Genomic DNA, 19,248 nt, shown 5'->3' with positions numbered 1-19,248 from the left:
AAGGCGAGGGAGTGTATCAAGCAATACATGGCCGAGCGCGCGGCGCTGCCCAACACAGCCGGGGGCGAAAAGAGCCGCTTCTAGCCCCTGAAGGCTTTGGCAATGCCGTTAGCCACGGCCACGCTCATCTTTTCCCAGGAATCTTTTTCCAGCCACAGGGCCTCGCCCATGCTTTCCTCGCTGAGTTCCCGCCCGGGGAACCAGTGGAGCGAAAGGGCAACCATCTGCCCTATGGCATCGTCTTCCAGCGAGGCAGCATGGGCTTCTATTTTCCCACCGTGATATTCACATCGGGGGTGTAATCCTCAAGAACAGCCGCGGCGATCTGGACGCCAACGCCGGGCAGGTCGACCACCTCGCGCAGGGCATCCTTGCTGTCTGCATCGACCGTGCGCATAAGGAAGTTTCGCCCCGGGGCAATCTTGTTGAACGGCGTAATTTCGTTGATGTATTTGTTGTAGTCCGCCAGCGTGACGGTGAAGTTCAGGGGCTGGTCGTTGACCGTGAGGGAAATCTTCTTTTCCATGAGTAGCTCCTTATTGTGGTGTGCCGGCATTGTCGCCGGGGTTGACCTTGCGTTGAATGTACCTTTCCAGGGCGCAGACGCCCGCCTCATACAGCCTGCCCACAAGCTCCAGCCCACCCCAACCAACCAGAAAAAAAAGCGTGTAGTGCCATTGAGCCGGGGTTTCCGCCTGGATCAGCGGGCAGACCATGTTGGCCGTGACCACGCCGCCCACAACTTCAATAACTGCCTGGCCGAGGGTGCGGCCCTTACGGGTTGAGTGCATGAGCGCCCCGCCAGCGCCGTACAGACTGGCTGGCAGGAGGATGAATTGCAGGAAGCGTTCAAGGTAGTTGAGAGATTCGGGATCCTGCATGTGCATCCTCGTAAAGCCCGCGCAGGGCTGTTTTGTCGTCGTTAGCACTGTGAACGGCGTCTTGTAGTTCAATGGCGTAGTCCAGCAACTCGCCGTTGGTCGCGCCCTGGGCAGGCGGCACAGGTTCCGGAGTTTGGGCAAGCAACGCGCCCGGGGGCGCTTGCCGCACAACCTCAACGCGCGGCGCCGGATTGGAGCAGGCGCACTGCAGCGTCAGGCAAAGGGCTATCAGCCCAGGCAGAAAACGTTTTGTCATCATGGCGCGCGGCCTCCAGTTGCTTGCGCAGGTCGGCAGTTTTTTTGTCCTGGGCGTCGCGCTGGATGCGCCAGTCTCCCAGTGCTTTGTCCACATTGCCCGCCCATTCTTTTTGTTCCTGCACGGCGGCGGCATTGGCCTTGGCGGTTTCTTCCAGCTTGCCCATTTGCGTGGCCTGTTCACGCCCCTGCCAGACCAGCCAGACAACCACGGCCGTGAGCAGCACGGCAAAAACGATGGTGGCGATGGTTTTGCCCATTACTGCCCCCGCGCTTCAGCCGTTGCTGCGCAGCAGCTTACGGATGAAGACAGCAATTGGTTATACGGTAGGCAATCAGCGTAATTGCTGTCGCTATGCGTAGCTTCTTTCATCGCAACGCCTACCGCGCCATTTGCAGCGCGGCCTCAAGGCAGCGCCGGGTTCTGGAAGTCCAGCCCTTGCCGTACACCGGGAATTTGGGCCGCGACTGGTAGTAGGCAAGGCGCTGATCCGCGAGTGCGCGGAGCAGGGACACAAGATCGACCGCCGCGACCGCGGCAAGGGTTTGCCCGCCGATATCGCCGTCCACGTCCACCTTCTGGCCGCAGGCCTTGAGCGCCTGTTGCAGAAGTTTGGGGCTTGCCCCAGGGCCGGGGTTGAGCATCATGTCCACCAGCATGAAGGCCAGGGCGTCCGGGTATTCCGGCTTGATGTTGGGCCGCCAGTAGCGTTTTTCGTACATGACCAGGGCGTCAGTCTCTTCAAGAAGGCGCACATCATTTTCGTCAATGATGCCGTTGCCGTCCTTGTCGGGCATGATGTCGCGGTTATAATTGAGGGCCATGCCCCACTTGGTGGGGCCGCCCGCATCGCGCGGGTCATTGGTGTATTTGTCGCGGCCTTCTTCAAGCTCGCTAAAAATAAAGGCGCGGCGCAGAACTTCCTTGCGATCCATGTTGGTTCCTTACTTGTCGTTGCTGATAAGGCCTTCAGTTTCTTCAGGCCGCAGGTAGGGCACGCCGTTGATGCGGATAAAGTCCGGGCTGGTGACAAAGTATTTGACCTTGCTGATGTGTTTCTGGCCGCCCGCCTTGTCGAGGTCGAGCAGGCTGTCGAGCACAAATTTGCAGCCGAAGGCCTCGACCTTCATTTCTTCATCCTGCCCTGTTTTGGCGTAGAACAGGATGTCGAAGGATGGGAGCCCACGCCACGAGCCAGCCGTCTTGGCGGCTTCGCCCAGGATGCCAATGGCCTGGGCGTCCAGTTCCATATCGCCAGAGCCGGAGACCTCTCCGTCCACGTGGCCGTTGGGAACGCCGTTGTCCTTGGCCACATCGGTTTTGTCCTCGATGGTCAGGGTCGCCTTGCCCACGTTCATGGTGAGGTCGCCGATGGAAACATCAAAATTTTTGCCGCTGATGCGTTGCATGTAGAGCCTCCTACGCTGTCGCGGTTGCGTAGTTTGTCAGGTCAAGCAAAAGGTTGCAGGTGATCTTTTTGGGGCAGTTGTAGGGGCGCGCAGCAATGAAGACTTCCACGCTGTACTTGCTGACCCAGGTGAGGGTGATGTCGCCCTCCTTGGGCGGTTCAATCTCGCCGGGAAAGACGATGCCCAGAATGGTGCGGCTACGGCTCATGGCGCGCAGCGGAGCCATGAAGGCGGTCTGCGCCTGGGCGATGCTGGCGGGGGTCTGGTTGAGGCGGCGGTCGCCAATACGGGCCACGGCCAGGGGGTACACGCGGCGCATGCACTTTTGAATCACGCGCAGGTTTTCAATGACCTGAAAGTCGCCGCCGTTGACGTCCAGCACGTTGCCGTCGCCCCAGTACATGCCCTCATAATCGGGGTACCACTGCGGCACGGAGAAGCGCGCGGCGTCCAGCGCCTTGAGCACGGAGAGGTCAATGACGCGCCCGGTTTTGTCTGTGGGCCTGTTGCTCCACACGCCCACCAGTGCGCCAGTGGCCACGCGCATGGGGCTGTCGGCCACGGTGACGGCCTCGCTGGCCAGCCGCCCGGCAAGGGTGCCCATCTCGTGCCCCCAAAGGCTCACGGTCAGCATGACCTGGTCGGCGGCAATGCCCGCCTGAAGAGCAGATGCCAAGGCCTGATAATCGGCAAAGGTCTGGCTTGCGCTGTTGAACTGGGGAGCGCGGGCCATGATCCAGAGGGGGCGCATGTACTTGGCCATGATGCTTTCGGCCAGGGCCTGCATGGCTTCCACGCTGGTTGCCCTGGTGACGGGATCGGTGCGGATGATGGCCTCGACCTTGACGTGTTCCATTGCCGTGTTGACGGCGTTTTCAAAGGCTCCATCCAGAGCGTTGGGCAGAGCGTCGGGCGTTGTTTCGGCCACGGTGTACGGCAACACGCAGCCGTACCAGTTTTGCCCGGCGTTGAGGCGCGCTGCCGTCACCTGGGTTTTGAGGTCGCTGGCGGTTGCCCCCAGCACGGCGTCCATATCCGTGGACTGGTCGATGGTGACGATCTTTCCGGTATTTTGGCAGTCAGCCGCCGCAATGCCGGTGAACAGCATGTAGTTTTCAACGCTGGTCAGCTCGCCCTGTTTCAGATTGAGATTGTTTATCTGTACGGTTCCAAGCATGTTGTACCTTCCTGCCCTGTTATGCGCGGGCGGCTTTGCTTCAGCCGTTGCGACGCAGGAAGCTACGGATGAAGACAGTAACTGGTTACCGCGACAATCAGCGAACGAAACCGCTGTCGCCATCCGTAAGCCCGCTAGGAGCGGGCAACGGCTGCCGCGAGCAAACTTTTGACGAGCTTTCGGGACAGTTCCTCGGCCTGCTGCGGCGTAACGCCGAGGAAAGGGCGCGCCGGCACGGTGTCGCGCCAGGACTGTTTGCCCTTGGTCTGGCCTGTGCGGAGCAGACGCAGGATCAGCCCTGCCTGGCCCAGGGTCATTTTTTCTTCAATCCACGGCACGGTGACGCGCTTGGGCCTGCGCCCGCCGCCCTTGGCCGGAACCATGAGGCGGTAGCCCTCGCGCAGTAGAGCCTTGGCCTGGGCGCGGGTGGCGCGGGCCTTGTAGTCCGGCTGGCCGTAGACAGTGCGGGCGCGGCCGGGCGACCAGTTTTCGCCGATGCCTTCCTGATGCCGATAGCCGATGGCGGCCAGAAGGGGGTTTTCCCAACTGACGGTTACGCCCTTGTTGCCTTCGGCAGCGCGCACAACCATCTGGCTGTGCAGGCCCATGAGCATGGGTCGGGCCGCGCGGCGCTTTTGCGCCGGGGTCATGGCCGCGCCGTCCACCGTGCGCTGGCGCTTGATGTTTTGCCGGGACAGGGTGCGCACATAGCCGCCCATACGGCGGGCCAACTTTTGGCGCTCCTTGGCCTCGCGCGCGAAACGGTCGAGCTGGGCGTTAAGCTGCTTGTTGCCTACGATCCGCACAGCCCACTTCATGCCTGCCCCCTGACAGCCCCGTGCAGGCCGGTGAGTTTTTCCGCAGGGGTCAGCACGGTAGGAGCCATGCTCCAGCGTGTGCCCTCAAATTTGATGGGGCCTGCGGGATCCTCGATCACGGCCAGGGCCTCCTCAAAAAATATATCCAGCTCAACGTCTGACGTGTCGCCATCGTTGAGCGTGACAGTGATTTTGGGATCTTCCAGCCCCTGGGCGGCGCGATCCGCGTCATGCTCCGCCAGCCATGCCAGCACGAGAGAGAGCAGGGTCATGCCGTCGTAGGGGTAGCGCTCCAGATTTATGACGGCCTCGTACTTCCAGACGCCGAGATCCAACTGGCGGCGGGGCTGGTCGTCCACGTAGGCGGGGCCCATGTCCCGCCCGGTGAGCAGCAGTTCGCCCTGGTCTGCAAAGGCGCTGCACTGTTCGCGCGGCAGGCCCGAGGATTCCAGCAGGTGTTTGACGAGGGCGGTAAACTTGCGCATGGCTGACCTTACAAAAGTTCAATATCCGCCCGGGTGCGGCCCAGAATGTCGGCAATGGCATCCTGCGCCCAGGCGTAAAACTGGCGGTATGTTTCCGGGCTTTCCTTGGCGTCGTTCTTTGCCGCCTCGCGCCGCTCAACCGTGGCGAACTGGGCCAGCAAGAGCGCCTTGGCATGGCAGAACACGGCCCGGCGATAGAGCCGCATGGCCCCCTTGGGCACGCTGGCCAGAGCTGTGAAGTCTTCGGCCTCGCGCTGGGTGCGCCACTCCTCAAGCTGGCGCTGCGCCCACAGGGCGGCAAGCTCCAGATGATCCTGCAAGAGCACGTCCGCATATTCCTGGGGGAGGCGGTAGGTCTGCTGGAAGTCCGCCACGGGCAGATCCGGCCACCAGCCGTCACCAGCTACAATGAGGGCGCTTAACCCTGTGGATACTGCGGAAAAGCTCATGCTGCCTGCTTGTTAGTGGGGCGGGCCTTGCACATTGGGCTTGCGGCTGGCGGGTACACCGTCATGCCCCGTTCCTCTGTGCAAGGCCGCCCCGGTTGGGTGGGGAGTATCTAGCCAGCTTCAGACGCTGCGGCCCCGGGCTGGTCTGCTGCGGGGGTGATTTCTTCAGGTTCGGGCGTGGTGGTTTCCGCTCCCTGCGCTTTTTCAAGCTTGCGGGTAACGTCGCCCAGGGCGGTTTTGCACTTGGCCCCCAGGGCCAGCGCCGCCTCGTAGTGCGGCTTGGCCGTGGCGAGGTCGCCCGCAAGTTCCGCCTGCTGGGCCAGCACCTTGCGCCAGCGCCCGGTGATAACATCGGGCAGGTTCCAGGCATCGGGCGCGGCGGTAACTGCTGTGCTCCACTGGTCAAGGTAGGGCTGCACAGTGCGGCCGGCTGCGGTTTCGGCTTCCGCCCAGGTGAGCAGGGTGTCCGAAACAAAGTAGGGCAGCTTGCTGCTGAAGCCTTCGGGCAGGGTTTGACCGTTGCCAACGCACCAGAGCGCCAGCTCAAGCCCTTCTTCAATCATGCCGGAATCCATGAGCCAGACCAGGTAATAGCCGATCAGCTCGTGCGTGTGCCCGGCCTCGCGCAGGCGGCGCACATAGTCCGCATACTTGGGAATGAGCACATCGCGCTTGGTGATGTCGCGGCTGGCGTGGCTGGACACTTCCTTGAGGGCGCGCAGATCCTCCGTAAGCGAGGCTGTGCAGAAGGCCGCCAACTGCTGCCCGGCCATGAGGCCGGAGGGCAGGCCGGTGGGGGGCGCGGGGGGTGCCGCTTCCGGCAACTGGCCGACCACGGTTCCCGCGTTCGCCTTGTGAGCGCGCTGGAACTGGAGCATGAGGCTGCCCATTACCATTCCCCTTCAAGCTTGACGTTGTTGGCCTCCCAGGCCACCAGCTTTTCCGGCGTTTCGACCACATAGCCCTCGTTGCGGCTGTTGTAGTCCTCGACCCGGTCTTTCTTGGGGTTGTCCAAAATCTGACGACGCCAGGAGCCGTCCTGCTGATAGATCGAAAGGTTATCCAGGCTGGTGATGACAAGCCCGCGCGCGGGGAAGTTGCTCGGCGTTTCCCAGGGCAGGCCGCCAAAGGTGGCAAGCGAGAGCTGGGCGAGGGTCTTTTCCGTAGGTTTGCCGCCCACTGCGGCCATGAGAGCGGACTTTTCCTGCGCGACCAGGTCTGTGCCGATGAGCGCCACCAGATCCTGACGCAGGAAGGAGGGGATGCCCTGCAAAAGGTCGTGCACGGCCACGTCGAGGTTCACAAAGTCGCCGCCAGCGCCAAAGCGGATCTTGCCCGCCACACTGCCCTGGGGCAGCACGTTGGCGGGTTTGTTTTCGCGCATGTATTGCAGCCAGCCCTTGTTCACGTCCTGCAACATGGGATTGGCCACAAGGTTGGTGGTGGCGGCAACGCTGGTACCGTTCCAGCCGATGATCTCCATATCGGAGGCCATACGCGCCCAGACATAACGGGAATAGCGCTCGGCCATGTCCTTGAACTTGGCCCAGGCGTCCACGGTGTTGTAGCGCATGTAGACGTCGGACTGGGTCGCTGCCAGCTCGTAAGTGAATTTTTCCAGCCCGAGCACGTCGCGCGGGCTGCGCTCGGCATCGCCCGTGGTGTCGGTGCGCCCGGTGACAGGCCCGGAAGCGCCGGCCAGGATGTTTTCGCCCTTCAGCTCGTCCACGATGATGAAATTGATGCGGGGCAAAAACGTGGAGGCTTCCACGATCTTGTCCTTGAGCAACTGCTGTACGCTGGGCGATACGGAAAACTGCTGGCTGACGTCGGCCACGCCAAAGCCTGCGGCAAGGCGGGTGCAGAGAATCTTGAAAAGTTTGCGGGTTTGGTCGCGCATTGCGTTGGCTCCTAAATCAGAGGGGTGTTGTCGTCGGCGGGGCCGGTGCTTTCGGCAACCGGCGCGCCGGGTTTGGCAGCGGCAAAGCGCTTGTCCATTTCGTCCAGCTTCTGGCGCAGGGGGGCCACGGCTGTTTCCATGCTTGCGGCAAAGGCGGCAGACATGGCGGCAAAATCCTGCCCGGTTTCGCCCTGGGGCTGCTTGCCATCCGGCTGGCTTGTGCCGGGCTTGGGTTCGCCAGCCGCAGCGGGGGCAGTGGTGGCTGCGGGTGCAGCGGCAAACTTGCCTTCCACCAGGGTTTTTATTTCGCCGAGCTGGCCTTCAAGCCCTTCAATACGTTTGTTCATGGCGTCGAACTGCTTCTGATCCATTGGGGGTTCCTCATTGGGGAGAAATTTTTTGACAAAGGTTATGAACCAGCCGGGGGCTTCCGCGGTGTCGCTTGCGGGATCCGCGCTGAAGCAGGAGGCGTCCACGGGTTCGCCCGCAAAAATGCGCGCGCTCTGCCCGTTATAGGATGCGCGGCGTGAGAACTTCAGCTCGTCTGTGCCGAGGCTTGCGGGGCTGTCTGTAACGCCCAGGCCGCCAAGGTAGAACTTGCCCGTGCCCGCGAAATTTTCCAGCACTTCAATGCTGAAACTTAATTTCTGGTCATACTGGTTGCTCAGCAGATACTGGGCGTTCGGGGCGAAACTGGCATAGAGGCTGACCAGGCCGTCTTTTTCTTCTGACTTGAGAGCCACCACAGAACCGTAGTTATTGCCCCACCGCAGGTGATCGGGCCAGATTTTGGCGCGGTAGAGGGCCGGGTCGTATATCTCGGCCATGTCGCGCAGCCACTGTGGGTCGATATTGCGGCCGTCTACAGTCGGGCCGGACTGGGCGACTTTGACAAACTTGGTAATGAGTGCGGGCATGGTGTCTCTCCTACCCGCAAGGATACCCTCGCGCGTGGGGTGATGGTCAACAACTGCTTGTCCAGACTAGACAATTCTGGACACAGGGGCCGGGATTACCGCCGCGTGATCTGCTATGCGTCAGGCATGGATAATGCCAAAGCCACATGCCGCCAGGACGGCGGCGAGCCGCGCAGCGCGAGTGAAGCGAAAGCCGCGCCTTTCGCAAGCGAGAGCCCATCCGGCACAGGACGTGCCGGTGGGCGTCATTACGTAGACGAAATCAAGAGCGCCGCGCGCGGCATGTACTTGCGGCGCTATTCCGCCACAGAGATAAGCGAGGCCCTGAATGTGCCGCGCCGCACGGTGTATTTTTGGATTTCGCAGGGGCAGTGGGACGACCTGCTGGCGCACGAAGCCCCGGAGCAGGCCGCGCAAAGGCGGCTGACCATTTTGCTGGAGCGCGACAACAAAACGCCCGGCGAACTGAAGGAAGTGGACGCCCTGGTGAGCACGCTGGAGCGCCTGCAAAAACTGCGGGCCGCGGCCAGAACTGTGGGACGGGAAGTCGCGGACACAGATTCAGCGCCAGCGGTGGGGGGCGACCAGGGCAGGGAGCGCAAGCCACGCAAGGGCAAACAGGTCAAGAATGACGTGAGCCGCCTGACAAAGGCGGATTTTGAAGCGCGGCTGCACAAGCGATATTTTGACTATCAGCAGCAGTGGGCGGCGCAGAAGCTGATTTACCGCAACCGCGCCTACCTCAAGAGCCGCCAGATAGGGGCCACCTGGTACTTTGCCCAGGAGGCGCTGGAAGATGCCGTGCTCACTGGCGACAACCAGATTTTTCTTTCTGCCACGCGGGCGCAGAGCGAGGTGTTCCGCTCATACATAACGGCCATTGCCGCCGAGGAATTTGACATAAACCTCACGGGCAACCCCATTGTGCTGAACACGGCGCACGGCCCGTCCACGCTCTATTTTTTGAGCAACAACAGCAAGAGCGCCCAGAGCTACCACGGGCACGTTTACATTGACGAATTTTTCTGGATCACGAAGTTCCGCGAGCTGTTCAAGGTGGCCACAGGCATGGCCGCGCACAAGAAGTGGCGGCGCACCATCTTTTCCACGCCTTCAGCACTGACGCACGATGCCTTCAGCCTGTGGAGCGGTGAGGACTTTCAGCAGCGCTACGCCAAGCGCAAGCCCTGGCCGGACGATGCGGCCCTGCGCGCCGGCACGGCCTGCCCGGATTCGTGGTTTCGCCAGATCGTTACCCTGGACGATGCCATGGCCGGGGGCTGTGACCTCTTCGACCTTGCCCAGCTCAAGCTTGAATACAGCACTGATGATTTTGAGCAGCTTTTTCGCTGCCGCTTTATTGATGATGCGCAGAGCGTGTTTGCCCTGTCATTGCTGGAGCGCTGCATGGTGGACACGGGCGAGTGGACGGACATTGACAGTAACGCGGCCCGGCCCGTGGGCAACCGCAACGTATGGGGCGGTTATGACCCTGCCCGCACCGGGGACAACGCCAGCGCGTCCACCCTGTTGCCGCCGGATGTGTCTGGCGGCGTGATTCGCCTGCTGGAAAAGGAACGCTGGCAGAACAAGAGCTACCTGTGGCAGGGCGAGCGCATACGCGAGCAGAGCCGCCGTTACAACTACGGACACTACGGCGTGGACACCACAGGCCCGGGCATTGGCGTGTATGAGATGGTGAAGCAGTTCATACCCATGACCGTGCCCATTGTGTACAGCCCGCAGGTCAAGGCGCAAATGGTGCTCAAGGCTCTGGAAGTGATGGAGCAGGGGCGTTTTCAGTTTGACGCAGGCGACATTGATCTGGCTCATGCCTTTATGACGATCAAGCGCACCACCACCAACAGCGGACAAATGACCTATGCGGCTGGCCGCACGGAAAAGACGGGCCACGCGGACGAGGCCTGGAGCGTCATGCATGCTTTAGCTGCGGAACCTCTGGCGAGACAAAGTTCTGGTGGCTGCATTATTGCGATGAGCTAAGGAAGGAAGCACATGAAGCAAGGAAAATTTATAGAGTCCAGTAAACGAGGCAAGTTTGTTCTCTGCCAAGGATGGCAAGGCGTTTTTACGGGAGTGTGCTTTTATGGCACTCGACCGTAAAAAACGCCGCAGCCAGACGCAGGCAGAGAGCAAAATCGGCTCGTTTACATGTAAATTCGGCGACCCGGAACCAGTCCTCGCTGGCGAACTCTACGACAACCTGGGAGTGTGGCTGATCGACAACGGGCGATACTATCAGACGCCCGTGCCCCAGCGCGGCCTTGCCCGGCTGCTGCGCGCCAATGCCTACCACGGCCCGCTGCTGGAATTTAAAACCAATGTGATAATGCGGGGCTTTGCGCCAAGCGCGGCGCTTTCGCGCGCGACCATGCGCTGCATGACAACCGACTACAACGTCTTTGCCAACGCCTACGCCCTGGTGCGCCGCAACTGGTACGGCGAGGTGGTGGGCCTGACCCACCTGCCCGCCATAAACATGCGCCGCATGAAGGAAGCCGACACCTATGGTTTGCTTGACCGCACGGGGCAGATACAGGTTTTTGCTGCTGGAGACGTGCTGCACATAAAAAATTATGACGTGTCGCAGACTATGTACGGCATGCCCGCATACCTGGGCGCGATCCAGAGCATGCTGCTGAATGAAGACGCCACTCTGTTTCGGCGGCGCTACTACAAAAACGGCGCGCACATGGGCTATATTTTTTATTCTGCCTCACAACAGCTTGACCCGAGCGACCGCGACAAACTGCGCCAGGCCATCGAGGGCAGCAAGGGCATCGGCAACTTTCGCAACATGTTTTTGCACATTCCCAACGGGCGGGAAAAGGACGTGCAGATCCTACCAGTGGGGGACTTCAGCACCAAGGACGATTTGGAAAAGATCAAGAACATCAGCCGCGACGACATTATCGCCGCGCACCGCATACCACCAGCAATGGCAAGCATCATCCCACAGAACACTGCGGGCTTTGGCGACATAACAAAGATAGATGCCGTGTACGCTAAGAATGAAGTGACCCCGGTGCGTGAACTGTTGCTGGAGGTAAACGACCACCTACCCGCAAGTATGCAGGTAAAATTTATTGAGGATGCACCGGAATTGCCTGAATAGCCGCGCACATTGGTTGCGGCAGACTGTGAATACGGCGTAGAAAATAAGCAGAGCGCGGGCAAGGGCAAGGAAAAGATGCTTTTTGCGGAAGGAGTGTACTTTTGCGGTACTCGACTGGAGCAATAAAAGCATTTTTGACGCAGACATTGCCCGCGCTCTGCTTATTTTGAGGGGTTGCCATGAGGATTTATTGCGACCGCTGCGGTGAAGTGGCCTTTATACGGAAGCGCCGGGACGTTGCGCCGGGATTTACCATATTTTACTGCCTGTGCAGCAATGTGGACTGCGCCCACAGCTTTACAGCAGAGCTTACCCTGGGGCACACCATAAGCCCATCGGCGCTGGACTTGCCCGATGGCGCCGCAAACAAGGTCAGAAACTGCGGTTCACCCCGCGAGGTGCGGCAGCTCTTTCTACCTCTGGCCCCGCAGGCATAAACAAAGCCGCCCCACCGTCTGCCAACGGTGGGGCGGCTGATTTTTGCGGCTAGGCTTCGTCTAACCTTTGAGCGTTTTTGTCCAAATTATCCGCCAGCAGACGCAATATGCAAGCCAGACCCGGCTTGCCGCCCTGCGGCAAATCTGTGCCTTCGCCTTCTTCGCCATTCAGGCCCAGAGCCAGCACACGCAGGGCGCGCGCGGTATCCAGCAATTCCACAATAGGATCTGTAGGCTCAGTCATGGCTTTCTCCTCCCGGTTGGGCGGCGGTGGCGGCATGGGCCTGGGCCGCCTGATCTGCCAGCCAGGCAAGCTGCTTTTGCTGCGCTGCCAGCGCGGTGAGGGCATCTTGCTGGCTACGGGCCGCGAGGGCCATTTGTGCGGGCAGTTCTTCCTGCATATCGCGCAGGGCTTCTTGCAGGGTGGACATGGCCTGAAGTGCCGCGGCGTTGTGGTATGGTGCCCCGCTCATGCCGCAACCCTCCGCCCGCGCAATGCTGCGCGTTTGACCGCGCGCGGGGCCGCCAACTGTGCCACCTGGGCCAGATCTGCCGCAAGCTCGGCCTGGCGGTGTGAGAGGCATTGCAGGGCAAGGCGGCGCTGCTGGCCAGTGCCGCGCTTGGCGTGCTCGGCAAGCACGGTCAGCTCAAGCTGCTGCTCCTGAACAAGGGAAAGCCGTTGGGAGAGAAAGGAAGGGGTAGACATGGGAACCTCGCAGTAGTTCTTAATTGGCTTCCGCAGAAAAAGCGAAAGCCGGGAGCTAAGAACCGCTGCGAGGCGGCAGGCATATTCCCCCGAAGGGTATTTTATTAGCCTACTCCCGACCATAATAGCCGAAGAAGCGCCACCAATAGGGCGCAAAAAAAGCCTTTCTATCGGGGTCAGGCATCCGCTCGCAGAGGAGTTCTTAGGCTCCGTGAGCTGAGATTAGGGGAGGAGCTTCCTGTAGTCAAGGGTCAACGGTTACTCCACAATAGATCTTCCATTGGATCATACATGGAGCGTAACCAATACTTTTCCCTAAGCCATCCGGCGAGCCCTTCTTTGTCGGGGAAAAGGGAGAAATCATGAATTCCAACACGATCTAGATCCGCAAAAATTTTTTCCTTGCAAATTTGAGGGATTATAATTTTTTTCCTGACTTCTTTTGTAAGAGGGATGAAGGGGTCTGTTTGAATCGTGAAAACCCCTGACTGTGTGATCATTCTTGAAGACATCGCCCGAGGTATTACTAGGCATGTGTCGCTTTTTTCTATTTGAGCACCGTCTGCCAGCATGCTTTCATAGGTAAAGCCTTTGGGGGCCCCTGACACCTGCCCCAAGATATAAACAGCTCCATCATTTTCTTTATTTTTAGTTGCAAAATACAGAGCAACAAGGGGGCTTGAAGTCCAATCCAAAAGCCTCGTTGGCAATTTGTAATGTTGGCCAATGAAGGCAATGTCTTCATTTTCACAAGAATTTTCAAGGTACGAAATATATCTCTTAAACTCTGAAAAAAGGCGGTATTCTTTTTTTAGAGCAGTGTTGATTTTTTCGCCAATATCCAATCTTCCAATGACGGATTTTAATGGATAATTGGTGTTGCTGACACCCCTGAACCATTCCACGTGAGGTTCTTTCTCAATTTTTTCGAGAAACTCTGGCAGACTATGTGCAGTCTCTTTCTCAATAAGGTCTTTCTTTGCATCGCTCCCGTCATCCTTTAATCGATGGCAATGAGGGCAGTAGTATTTATAGCCAAGATATGAAGGGTTTTCATTTTCGCCATTATATATCAGCTGAAAATTATCCGGTTCTTTTTCTGATTCTTCCATGCACTTGTCACAAAAATTGTCTCTAAACAATTTGTAATTGTCCGTCATATGCTTATCAAAACTCCTTTTGTAACTTTCCTTTTACGCTCCGCCAGTCCTTAACGGGCATTGTCGCCTTGAGGGGATGCAGGTCGAAGGTTAATCAAGTTCATAGCCCAGAACATCCCGCACAAAAGTTTTACGCTGCCAGCTCTTGCCGTTGGCAGTAATCTTGCCTGCTACTGCCAGAAGAGGAAAACACTCTGTTTCTTGATTGTCGGCATTAACGCCTATAAGGAACAGCTCACCTGACTCCGCAACCACAGATTTTTTTACCTGCACGGTCAGCGGGCCGCGTTTGGCATCCTTGAAAGTTATCAGCACGTCATGGGCTTGTACCGCAAGGGCGGATAGCAAAATCTCGCTCATGTCTGGCCCGCGCCTCTTGGCTCGGCTTGGTTTGGTTTTTTGCGGCGCTGCGTCTTTCAGCGGCGGCAGAGATGCAAGGTCAACGCCCAGCGTATTGAGAAATTCAGGGATGCTGCCAGTTCCGTCTGGATAGCGTACCTCTGACTTGATGCGGTCAATCAGAAAGGTCTTGAACATTTTTTGACCTGGATACACTCCCCCCAGGTAGACGCCGCTGCCCCCGTAAAGAACGCGCGTCAGCACTATGGCGCGTGGTTTCAGCCCGCTTTTTGTGGAGTGGTAGTCAAAGGAAATATCAAGGCAACCCTTCCACAACACGGCGAGGCCATGCTCCCATTCCGTAAAGGCCGGGCTTGATTCGTCGCTTTGAATCTGGGTCACTTCGCCTGTGATCGGGTCAATAAGCTCCTCATGCTGCATTTGGCGCTCCGCGTATAAGTAGGATTACACTTCCTACTCTATACCTGTTTGCACCTTAACGCCAGATGCCCGTTTCATGCGCAGTTTGTAGCTCGCTCAAAAATGAGTGGCAGATAATGGTGGATGTGGTGTGTTTTTTGAAGGAGAATCTATGGCAATGGCTTATTTTTTTAGCTCATCAATAAGGAGAAGTTGCTTTGTTTTTTTGACTAGCGCGCTGTATTCTTCTTTATAAAATGAAGGCACATTAAAATGATGCTTATTGCGATGTTTCTCGTCAACTTCATCTTGATTATAGTATGAAATGGCTGCGTATAAATCTTCAGCATCTATTCGATATGGTGAATCAAAATATATCATTATTTCAAATAATATTTTTTCAATATGTGAAATATTAAAATTATAATGCTCAATGCGATCAGGGTGCATGCAACGCAAAAATTCAACGCATGCAGATTTTCTATTCTCAAAGTTAATCTTTTCAATAAAGTCATTTCTAGAGATTTCTTGGCTCTTTTCAAAGAGCTCTCTCTGCATTGCTAACGTTTTTTCATTGACGAGTAGTGTTATCTCGTTATTTCTCTTAGAAATGTTGTTGTTGATTGCGCTAATCACAATTGCACCAAGAAGGCCGCCGGATAGAAAAATCTGGAGGTATTCGAACATAGAGGGTTACTCTCATGAGGATTGTCGGTATTAAGAATCCACTCTGCCTTGTCTCTGCTTGTCCCTAATGACAGGATTTTTAAATGTCGAAGGATGTATGCATGTGTGTAGTTAAAAAATAGTAAACAATTTTGTGCTGTTAATCTTGTCGATCTGAGGTTGTTGTCGCGTTGCCATCTAGTTGTCATTGGAACTGTCATAATGTCTGCTAGGTAAGTGGCATGTCTATACAATTTTATTTTGAAGCATTTTGGGAAATATCTGATAAAATTTGCGCCTGAGCGATCGCTGAAAGGCTAGAAAAGTAGTTGCGCTTTATTGCAGAGGCTAAGCCGCCAAGATCAGGAAACAGCGAATATGCATTAACTCCCAAAACGGAAAGCATATTCTGCAAATCTTTTTTTGACTGCTTTGGAATTGTTATTTTCACATATATATCCGTTATTGATAGAAATGGATTCGGATGAATTGTAAAAAAAGAATGTTGCCGTGAAACTCGTGGTGTAATAGCGCTTGGTTTTAAAATAGCATAAGCAAAATTAAATCTTTTTTGCATGATATTTGCGTAGTTTTCGGAAATATCTGGTATAAGTTTGACTTTGCTTGGTGCGAATATGCCACTTTTTTCTGTCATTAGAAGTAGTTCGCCATAGTCAATATCTTGTTCTTTTATCTTTTTGATAAGCGGGGATAGGCAATACACACATCCGTCATGGTCTGGATTTGTATACGTTGCAAAATACAAGGCAACCAGCGGGTTGCTTGTCCAGTCAAGAAGTCTCGTTGGGAGTCCATGGTGTTGGGCTATTATTGCGCACTCAGTGCCGGATTTGTTTTGCTCGAAGCTCGGTAGCTCCCGCTTGAATTCTTCAAACATGCTTTCTTCAAAAAGCAGGGCTGCCCCCCTAGATTCTTTTGGAACTCTCCCAATAGATGGAATTAGTTCGTAGGCGATGTTTGAAACTCCTCTATATCCTCCAATGGTGTAGAATTCGTCGCTGACTACTCGGATAAACTCTTCAACTGAAGATGCGGAGTATGTTCGCATGGGCAGGCATTCCGATTGCGATGGTTAATGTTGTTGATTCAGCTTACAGACGGAGAGGGTAAGGGCCGATGGCGTAAATCTCTGCTTTATACTCATGCCTTTTACGGTGCTACTCATCCGTTGCTTTTTTTGGCTTCAGGCTTGGCCTCGGATTTGGCGGCTCGGATAAGCTGTGTAGCTGTTTCCATAAATTCCTTGGCAAAACTGACGTCAGGGTTTTTTGTGAGGTAGGTTTCAGGCCATTTGATATCTTCTTTGAGCACGGTAAATGCTTCTGTATAACATTTGTTGTTTCGGTGTGATTCTTTTACAATTAGATACGTAAGAAAATATCTTTCAATGATAGTTTTGATCTTGATGAGGTGTATAGATGTGTCGATGGAATATCTATACTGTTTTAAGAACCATGCACTCATAAACTGAACAAAAATAAAAATAAGAGAACATCCTGCGATCCCGTAGATGTGTTGTACATGGAATTCAGTATTGTATATTAAAATTTGCCATGCAATAATTGTTAAGATGTAAAACCAGAGGCCATATTTTGAATAAGCTCTACCTGTGTCGAGGAGGTACGATGCGCTTTCGTTTGTCTTTTTTATTCGTTCGCTAAAAAAAGATATCATCCCGGCGAAATAATCGGAGGGATTCAAATCTTTCTGAATAGATTTCTGAGGAATTGTGTCAGAAAAGGTCTCTTTTGCCTGCAAAATCTTGAATATTTCTGAGCGTGAAGAGTTAATACGTTGTTTTTCAATATCAATGAAGTTTAAAGGCCTGTGCTCTAATCGAGCCAAAATAGACTTGAAAAATACTATTATAGATATTGATATTGCCATAGATCCTACTGACAGGCTTAGGCGTTTAATGCCGGATTCTTGAGAAAGAAGGTTATCGAAATCTTCTGGAAAGAAGTAAAATGAAATAGCTAATATTCCAGTAATTAGAAGTAAAGTTACGGGGACTATGCTATCGATAAAAGCGCGTTTTATGCTGTTTGCATAAAATATTTTTTGAATTCTATTTGCAGTAATTTCGGCTAGTGCCTCATCTCGGTCTTTTTGCTGGTCAGTCATATGTTGCCTGCGCATTTTGGGTGAATTTTAGAAATTTTTTTATTATGACAGAGTTCTAGGGGGGCACAAGCTTGTCATTTGTTGGCTTTCTACTGTCTTCCCTATACCCATTTGCGCCTTAACGCCATAGGTACCTTGTAGTGGTGCTGAACTGCTTGCGGTCTGAAACGCAAGAAAAGCCGGATTTCTCCGGCTTTTTCCATCTTCTCAAAGTGACTAAAATTTTATCTGGCGCTGTGTGCATCGCGCGCAAGGCAGTTGGCTATCCACACTTTGACGAGCGCCTGGCGGCTCACGCCCAGGTGGCGGGCTTCCGTATCCAGCGCTTCCACCATCCAGGTGGGAAAGTCCACATTTACGCGCTGCGTCTGCTTGTTGGGCCTACGGGCCGCTGACCAGTCCACATGCGCGGAAATGTCCTCGCCCGCTTCAAAGCGGCGGTCAAATTCCTCGGCAGAAAGCTGCTGTTCATGATTCATAGTGTTCCACCTCTTCTTTGCGGGAGCGGCGCACGGAAATGATGCGCACGGCCTCGCCCCTGTATGTGATGACCCCTGTCCACACTTTGCCCTCGATCATGCCGATAACCAGAAAGCGTGGTTCACCTGTGCGCAGCACGGGCACTTCCAGCAGGTTTTCGTCTTTCCACAGGGCCTTGGCCTGCTCAAAGTCGAGTCCGTGCTTCATTTTGTTGATCGCACTCTTGGCGGGGTCGTATTCAAACTTCATGCTTATAAGGTATAAAAAATATACCGTTTGTCAATGGACGGCGAGGGGCTGCCTGGGGGGGTGCTTGTATATAAAGCGGGACAGGGGTTCGCAACAGCGTAATAAGTGTGATGTGCTGTGATTTCAGTGTAATACAGCGTAATATTTTTTGAGGCTATTTGTAATATATGTTAAATTTCAGCATGTTAAGAATGCTGAAAAATCACAGCTAACCGTAATAAAATCACAGGGGCAAAGCGTAATCTGGTTACACTAATATTACTATATAATTATATGAAATAATGTAACATTACACATATTACGCCTTTCCGATGCCCCCAAAAATATTTTGAGTTTATTTTTCCAAGAGGGCCGGGTTTAAAGGTATTAAACAAATTTTTCAGTATGTTGTGCTGGTTTGATGTTATGTTTGCGTGTGGATAAAAAAGCCCCGCTGGTTAGCGGGGCTGTCGGATGGGCCGATATGTTGGAGTAGCCTAAAGGGTCATAATCTGTTTATGCCCCTGTCACATCCAAAAGGCTGCCTTGTTGGGTTCTGGCTTTGCAAGCGAATACCCGGCAAACATCCAGCAATTTGCGGCTTCGTTTATCGGCCTCTTCTGGAGCAAGCTTGGTGTATACGGCGATAAGCGCGCGAAAGTATTCCCTGTGCATAAAGGTGGGCAGGCGGGTCAGCATGGCCATAACCGGGGGCGTAGCCCAGGGTAAAGAAATATCCTCAATGTGAAATATGGTTTCGGCCATGGCATTGAATGCCTCAATGTATTTTAGCTTCCATTGCAAGGCTGCCGCCCCGGTGAAGCCCATGGCCAGAAGTGTAAATGCATCGCGGCTCAGGTAAAACATTGGTTGGGTGCGGCCGACCGGGTCGCGGTATTCAATGGCGTTAAAATTAACGCCATTGAACTCGGCGGGCAGTTCGTCAATGAGGGTTCTGATGGCCTTGAGAACATTATGGTGGTCTTTCTCAAAGTGCGTAGCCACATCCAGAGAAGAAGCCATTGGGAGCCCATTAACCATTTCCAGTTCCGGCAGATTAGACATGATAATCACCTCATGTTTATTTGTTTCTATAGCCTTGAACAGCCCCGCACGGGAGCGGTGATTACCATCGGTAGTAGCGATGGTAATCTGTGGGGGCAGCCTCAAATGGGAATGGCTAGATGCGGGATTCGTTCACGTTGGGCATGCTTGGGGTGTCACCGAGGAGGACGGTTC

28 protein-coding genes are annotated in these 19,248 nt (G+C 55.1%); 3 read left to right on the top strand and 25 right to left on the bottom strand.

All coding sequences use genetic code 11. The annotated features are described in order from the left end of the window. Positions 1-80: 80 nt before the first annotated feature. The 14 genes from ACUZ9P_RS02525 to ACUZ9P_RS02460 form a co-directional block, all read right to left on the bottom strand. Positions 81-224, bottom strand: coding sequence for a DUF6890 family protein (locus ACUZ9P_RS02525; RefSeq protein ID WP_449248528.1), 144 nt, complete (start codon positions 222-224; stop codon positions 81-83). A 41-nt stretch (positions 225-265) separates the two neighbouring features. Beyond that, positions 266-526, bottom strand: a complete 261-nt coding sequence (locus ACUZ9P_RS02520; protein WP_449248527.1) for a putative phage tail assembly chaperone — start codon at positions 524-526, stop codon at positions 266-268. A 10-nt stretch (positions 527-536) separates the two neighbouring features. Beyond that, positions 537-881 carry a hypothetical protein gene (locus ACUZ9P_RS02515; protein ID WP_227119383.1) on the bottom strand — a complete coding sequence of 115 codons (345 nt, stop codon included), beginning with the start codon at positions 879-881 and terminating at the stop codon, positions 537-539. Then, complete coding sequence (lysC, locus tag ACUZ9P_RS02510) at positions 850-1,137, bottom strand: Rz1-like lysis system protein LysC (protein ID WP_449250224.1); 288 nt, start codon at positions 1,135-1,137, stop codon at positions 850-852. The genes ACUZ9P_RS02515 and lysC overlap by 32 nt, the downstream gene beginning before the upstream one ends. Beyond that, positions 1,055-1,396, bottom strand: coding sequence for a hypothetical protein (locus ACUZ9P_RS02505; protein WP_449248526.1), 342 nt, complete (start codon positions 1,394-1,396; stop codon positions 1,055-1,057). Before ACUZ9P_RS02505 ends, lysC begins: the two co-directional genes overlap by 83 nt. Positions 1,397-1,517: 121 nt before the next feature. Then, the gene (locus ACUZ9P_RS02500) at positions 1,518-2,072 is read right to left on the bottom strand and encodes a glycoside hydrolase family 108 protein (RefSeq protein WP_449248525.1); all 555 of its coding nucleotides are present in this window, start codon (positions 2,070-2,072) and stop codon (positions 1,518-1,520) included. A gap of 9 nt (positions 2,073-2,081) precedes the next feature. After that, positions 2,082-2,546 carry a phage protein gene (locus tag ACUZ9P_RS02495; RefSeq protein ID WP_449248524.1) on the bottom strand — a complete coding sequence of 155 codons (465 nt, stop codon included), beginning with the start codon at positions 2,544-2,546 and terminating at the stop codon, positions 2,082-2,084. Positions 2,547-2,556: 10 nt separating this feature from the next. Next, the gene (locus tag ACUZ9P_RS02490; protein ID WP_449248523.1) at positions 2,557-3,723 is read right to left on the bottom strand and encodes a DUF2586 domain-containing protein; all 1,167 of its coding nucleotides are present in this window, start codon (positions 3,721-3,723) and stop codon (positions 2,557-2,559) included. 134 nt (positions 3,724-3,857) lie between these two features. Then, positions 3,858-4,541, bottom strand: a complete 684-nt coding sequence (locus ACUZ9P_RS02485; protein ID WP_449248522.1) for a virion morphogenesis protein — start codon at positions 4,539-4,541, stop codon at positions 3,858-3,860. After that, positions 4,538-5,026, bottom strand: a complete 489-nt coding sequence (locus tag ACUZ9P_RS02480) for a phage tail protein (RefSeq protein ID WP_449248521.1) — start codon at positions 5,024-5,026, stop codon at positions 4,538-4,540. The genes ACUZ9P_RS02485 and ACUZ9P_RS02480 overlap by 4 nt, the downstream gene beginning before the upstream one ends. Before the next feature lie 8 nt (positions 5,027-5,034). Beyond that, positions 5,035-5,475: a head completion/stabilization protein gene (locus ACUZ9P_RS02475; RefSeq protein WP_449248520.1), complete on the bottom strand. Its 441-nt coding sequence runs from the start codon at positions 5,473-5,475 to the stop codon at positions 5,035-5,037. Positions 5,476-5,585: 110 nt separating this feature from the next. After that, the gene (gpM, locus tag ACUZ9P_RS02470) at positions 5,586-6,365 is read right to left on the bottom strand and encodes a phage terminase small subunit (protein WP_449248519.1); all 780 of its coding nucleotides are present in this window, start codon (positions 6,363-6,365) and stop codon (positions 5,586-5,588) included. Next, positions 6,365-7,375, bottom strand: a complete 1,011-nt coding sequence (locus tag ACUZ9P_RS02465) for a phage major capsid protein, P2 family (RefSeq protein WP_449248518.1) — start codon at positions 7,373-7,375, stop codon at positions 6,365-6,367. The genes gpM and ACUZ9P_RS02465 overlap by 1 nt, the downstream gene beginning before the upstream one ends. A gap of 11 nt (positions 7,376-7,386) precedes the next feature. Next, entirely contained in the window at positions 7,387-8,292 is a 906-nt protein-coding gene (locus tag ACUZ9P_RS02460; protein WP_449248517.1) for a GPO family capsid scaffolding protein, read from the bottom strand. Positions 8,293-8,418: 126 nt separating this feature from the next. Here ACUZ9P_RS02460 and ACUZ9P_RS02455 point away from each other — a divergent pair, with 126 nt between their 5' ends. The 3 genes from ACUZ9P_RS02455 (at position 8,419) to ACUZ9P_RS02445 (ending at position 11,865) form a co-directional block, all read left to right on the top strand. Beyond that, a complete protein-coding gene (locus ACUZ9P_RS02455) occupies positions 8,419-10,296 on the top strand; it encodes a terminase large subunit domain-containing protein (protein ID WP_449248516.1) in 1,878 nt (625 codons plus the stop codon). A gap of 103 nt (positions 10,297-10,399) precedes the next feature. Then, positions 10,400-11,428 (top strand): phage portal protein, encoded by a 1,029-nt coding sequence (locus ACUZ9P_RS02450; protein WP_449248515.1) that lies wholly within the window; start codon positions 10,400-10,402, stop codon positions 11,426-11,428. Between the two features lie 179 nt (positions 11,429-11,607). Beyond that, complete coding sequence (locus ACUZ9P_RS02445; RefSeq protein ID WP_449248514.1) at positions 11,608-11,865, top strand: ogr/Delta-like zinc finger family protein; 258 nt, start codon at positions 11,608-11,610, stop codon at positions 11,863-11,865. Between the two features lie 49 nt (positions 11,866-11,914). On the opposite strand, the gene ACUZ9P_RS02440 is transcribed toward ACUZ9P_RS02445, so the two are convergent. The 11 genes from ACUZ9P_RS02440 to ACUZ9P_RS02390 all read right to left on the bottom strand — a co-directional run bounded on the left by ACUZ9P_RS02440 (position 11,915) and on the right by ACUZ9P_RS02390 (position 19,074). Beyond that, the gene (locus ACUZ9P_RS02440; protein ID WP_449248513.1) at positions 11,915-12,109 is read right to left on the bottom strand and encodes a hypothetical protein; all 195 of its coding nucleotides are present in this window, start codon (positions 12,107-12,109) and stop codon (positions 11,915-11,917) included. Next, positions 12,102-12,338, bottom strand: a complete 237-nt coding sequence (locus ACUZ9P_RS02435) for a hypothetical protein (RefSeq protein WP_449248512.1) — start codon at positions 12,336-12,338, stop codon at positions 12,102-12,104. The genes ACUZ9P_RS02440 and ACUZ9P_RS02435 overlap by 8 nt, the downstream gene beginning before the upstream one ends. Next, on the bottom strand, positions 12,335-12,571 hold the full coding sequence (locus ACUZ9P_RS02430) for a hypothetical protein (RefSeq protein ID WP_449248511.1): 237 nt from the start codon (positions 12,569-12,571) through the stop codon (positions 12,335-12,337). The genes ACUZ9P_RS02435 and ACUZ9P_RS02430 overlap by 4 nt, the downstream gene beginning before the upstream one ends. Positions 12,572-12,822: 251 nt before the next feature. Continuing rightward, positions 12,823-13,731 carry an FRG domain-containing protein gene (locus ACUZ9P_RS02425; RefSeq protein WP_449248510.1) on the bottom strand — a complete coding sequence of 303 codons (909 nt, stop codon included), beginning with the start codon at positions 13,729-13,731 and terminating at the stop codon, positions 12,823-12,825. Positions 13,732-13,821: 90 nt separating this feature from the next. Further along, positions 13,822-14,511 carry a hypothetical protein gene (locus ACUZ9P_RS02420; protein ID WP_449248509.1) on the bottom strand — a complete coding sequence of 230 codons (690 nt, stop codon included), beginning with the start codon at positions 14,509-14,511 and terminating at the stop codon, positions 13,822-13,824. A 162-nt stretch (positions 14,512-14,673) separates the two neighbouring features. Next, entirely contained in the window at positions 14,674-15,177 is a 504-nt protein-coding gene (locus tag ACUZ9P_RS02415) for a hypothetical protein (protein WP_449248508.1), read from the bottom strand. 235 nt (positions 15,178-15,412) lie between these two features. Next, positions 15,413-16,225 (bottom strand): FRG domain-containing protein, encoded by an 813-nt coding sequence (locus ACUZ9P_RS02410; protein ID WP_449248507.1) that lies wholly within the window; start codon positions 16,223-16,225, stop codon positions 15,413-15,415. A gap of 113 nt (positions 16,226-16,338) precedes the next feature. Beyond that, complete coding sequence (locus ACUZ9P_RS02405; RefSeq protein WP_449248506.1) at positions 16,339-17,301, bottom strand: hypothetical protein; 963 nt, start codon at positions 17,299-17,301, stop codon at positions 16,339-16,341. A gap of 224 nt (positions 17,302-17,525) precedes the next feature. Continuing rightward, positions 17,526-17,780 (bottom strand): type II toxin-antitoxin system BrnA family antitoxin, encoded by a 255-nt coding sequence (brnA, locus tag ACUZ9P_RS02400; protein ID WP_449248505.1) that lies wholly within the window; start codon positions 17,778-17,780, stop codon positions 17,526-17,528. Next, positions 17,770-18,030: a BrnT family toxin gene (locus ACUZ9P_RS02395; RefSeq protein WP_240823983.1), complete on the bottom strand. Its 261-nt coding sequence runs from the start codon at positions 18,028-18,030 to the stop codon at positions 17,770-17,772. The genes brnA and ACUZ9P_RS02395 overlap by 11 nt, the downstream gene beginning before the upstream one ends. A 495-nt stretch (positions 18,031-18,525) precedes the next feature. Beyond that, on the bottom strand, positions 18,526-19,074 hold the full coding sequence (locus ACUZ9P_RS02390) for a Rha family transcriptional regulator (protein WP_449248504.1): 549 nt from the start codon (positions 19,072-19,074) through the stop codon (positions 18,526-18,528). Positions 19,075-19,248 lie beyond the last annotated feature (174 nt).

The sequence above is a fragment of the Desulfovibrio intestinivivus genome (genome assembly GCF_053570665.1).
The sequence above is the reverse complement of the archived record's forward strand: the minus strand, read 5'-3'. Positions and strand labels throughout refer to the sequence as shown.

Bases quoted from the DNA above. Each gene is read 5' to 3' on its own strand.
- ACUZ9P_RS02525 (WP_449248528.1), bottom strand. From the start codon at position 224: ATGGTTGCCCTTTCGCTCCACTGGTTCCCCGGGCGGGAACTCAGCGAG.
- ACUZ9P_RS02520 (WP_449248527.1), bottom strand. From the start codon at position 526: ATGGAAAAGAAGATTTCCCTCACGGTCAACGACCAGCCCCTGAACTTC.
- ACUZ9P_RS02515 (WP_227119383.1), bottom strand. From the start codon at position 881: ATGCAGGATCCCGAATCTCTCAACTACCTTGAACGCTTCCTGCAATTC.
- lysC (WP_449250224.1), bottom strand. From the start codon at position 1,137: ATGACAAAACGTTTTCTGCCTGGGCTGATAGCCCTTTGCCTGACGCTG.
- ACUZ9P_RS02505 (WP_449248526.1), bottom strand. From the start codon at position 1,396: ATGGGCAAAACCATCGCCACCATCGTTTTTGCCGTGCTGCTCACGGCC.
- ACUZ9P_RS02500 (WP_449248525.1), bottom strand. From the start codon at position 2,072: ATGGATCGCAAGGAAGTTCTGCGCCGCGCCTTTATTTTTAGCGAGCTT.
- ACUZ9P_RS02495 (WP_449248524.1), bottom strand. From the start codon at position 2,546: ATGCAACGCATCAGCGGCAAAAATTTTGATGTTTCCATCGGCGACCTC.
- ACUZ9P_RS02490 (WP_449248523.1), bottom strand. From the start codon at position 3,723: ATGCTTGGAACCGTACAGATAAACAATCTCAATCTGAAACAGGGCGAG.
- ACUZ9P_RS02485 (WP_449248522.1), bottom strand. From the start codon at position 4,541: ATGAAGTGGGCTGTGCGGATCGTAGGCAACAAGCAGCTTAACGCCCAG.
- ACUZ9P_RS02480 (WP_449248521.1), bottom strand. From the start codon at position 5,026: ATGCGCAAGTTTACCGCCCTCGTCAAACACCTGCTGGAATCCTCGGGC.
- ACUZ9P_RS02475 (WP_449248520.1), bottom strand. From the start codon at position 5,475: ATGAGCTTTTCCGCAGTATCCACAGGGTTAAGCGCCCTCATTGTAGCT.
- gpM (WP_449248519.1), bottom strand. From the start codon at position 6,365: ATGGGCAGCCTCATGCTCCAGTTCCAGCGCGCTCACAAGGCGAACGCG.
- ACUZ9P_RS02465 (WP_449248518.1), bottom strand. From the start codon at position 7,375: ATGCGCGACCAAACCCGCAAACTTTTCAAGATTCTCTGCACCCGCCTT.
- ACUZ9P_RS02460 (WP_449248517.1), bottom strand. From the start codon at position 8,292: ATGCCCGCACTCATTACCAAGTTTGTCAAAGTCGCCCAGTCCGGCCCG.
- ACUZ9P_RS02455 (WP_449248516.1), top strand. From the start codon at position 8,419: ATGGATAATGCCAAAGCCACATGCCGCCAGGACGGCGGCGAGCCGCGC.
- ACUZ9P_RS02450 (WP_449248515.1), top strand. From the start codon at position 10,400: ATGGCACTCGACCGTAAAAAACGCCGCAGCCAGACGCAGGCAGAGAGC.
- ACUZ9P_RS02445 (WP_449248514.1), top strand. From the start codon at position 11,608: ATGAGGATTTATTGCGACCGCTGCGGTGAAGTGGCCTTTATACGGAAG.
- ACUZ9P_RS02440 (WP_449248513.1), bottom strand. From the start codon at position 12,109: ATGACTGAGCCTACAGATCCTATTGTGGAATTGCTGGATACCGCGCGC.
- ACUZ9P_RS02435 (WP_449248512.1), bottom strand. From the start codon at position 12,338: ATGAGCGGGGCACCATACCACAACGCCGCGGCACTTCAGGCCATGTCC.
- ACUZ9P_RS02430 (WP_449248511.1), bottom strand. From the start codon at position 12,571: ATGTCTACCCCTTCCTTTCTCTCCCAACGGCTTTCCCTTGTTCAGGAG.
- ACUZ9P_RS02425 (WP_449248510.1), bottom strand. From the start codon at position 13,731: ATGACGGACAATTACAAATTGTTTAGAGACAATTTTTGTGACAAGTGC.
- ACUZ9P_RS02420 (WP_449248509.1), bottom strand. From the start codon at position 14,511: ATGCAGCATGAGGAGCTTATTGACCCGATCACAGGCGAAGTGACCCAG.
- ACUZ9P_RS02415 (WP_449248508.1), bottom strand. From the start codon at position 15,177: ATGTTCGAATACCTCCAGATTTTTCTATCCGGCGGCCTTCTTGGTGCA.
- ACUZ9P_RS02410 (WP_449248507.1), bottom strand. From the start codon at position 16,225: ATGCGAACATACTCCGCATCTTCAGTTGAAGAGTTTATCCGAGTAGTC.
- ACUZ9P_RS02405 (WP_449248506.1), bottom strand. From the start codon at position 17,301: ATGACTGACCAGCAAAAAGACCGAGATGAGGCACTAGCCGAAATTACT.
- brnA (WP_449248505.1), bottom strand. From the start codon at position 17,780: ATGAATCATGAACAGCAGCTTTCTGCCGAGGAATTTGACCGCCGCTTT.
- ACUZ9P_RS02395 (WP_240823983.1), bottom strand. From the start codon at position 18,030: ATGAAGTTTGAATACGACCCCGCCAAGAGTGCGATCAACAAAATGAAG.
- ACUZ9P_RS02390 (WP_449248504.1), bottom strand. From the start codon at position 19,074: ATGTCTAATCTGCCGGAACTGGAAATGGTTAATGGGCTCCCAATGGCT.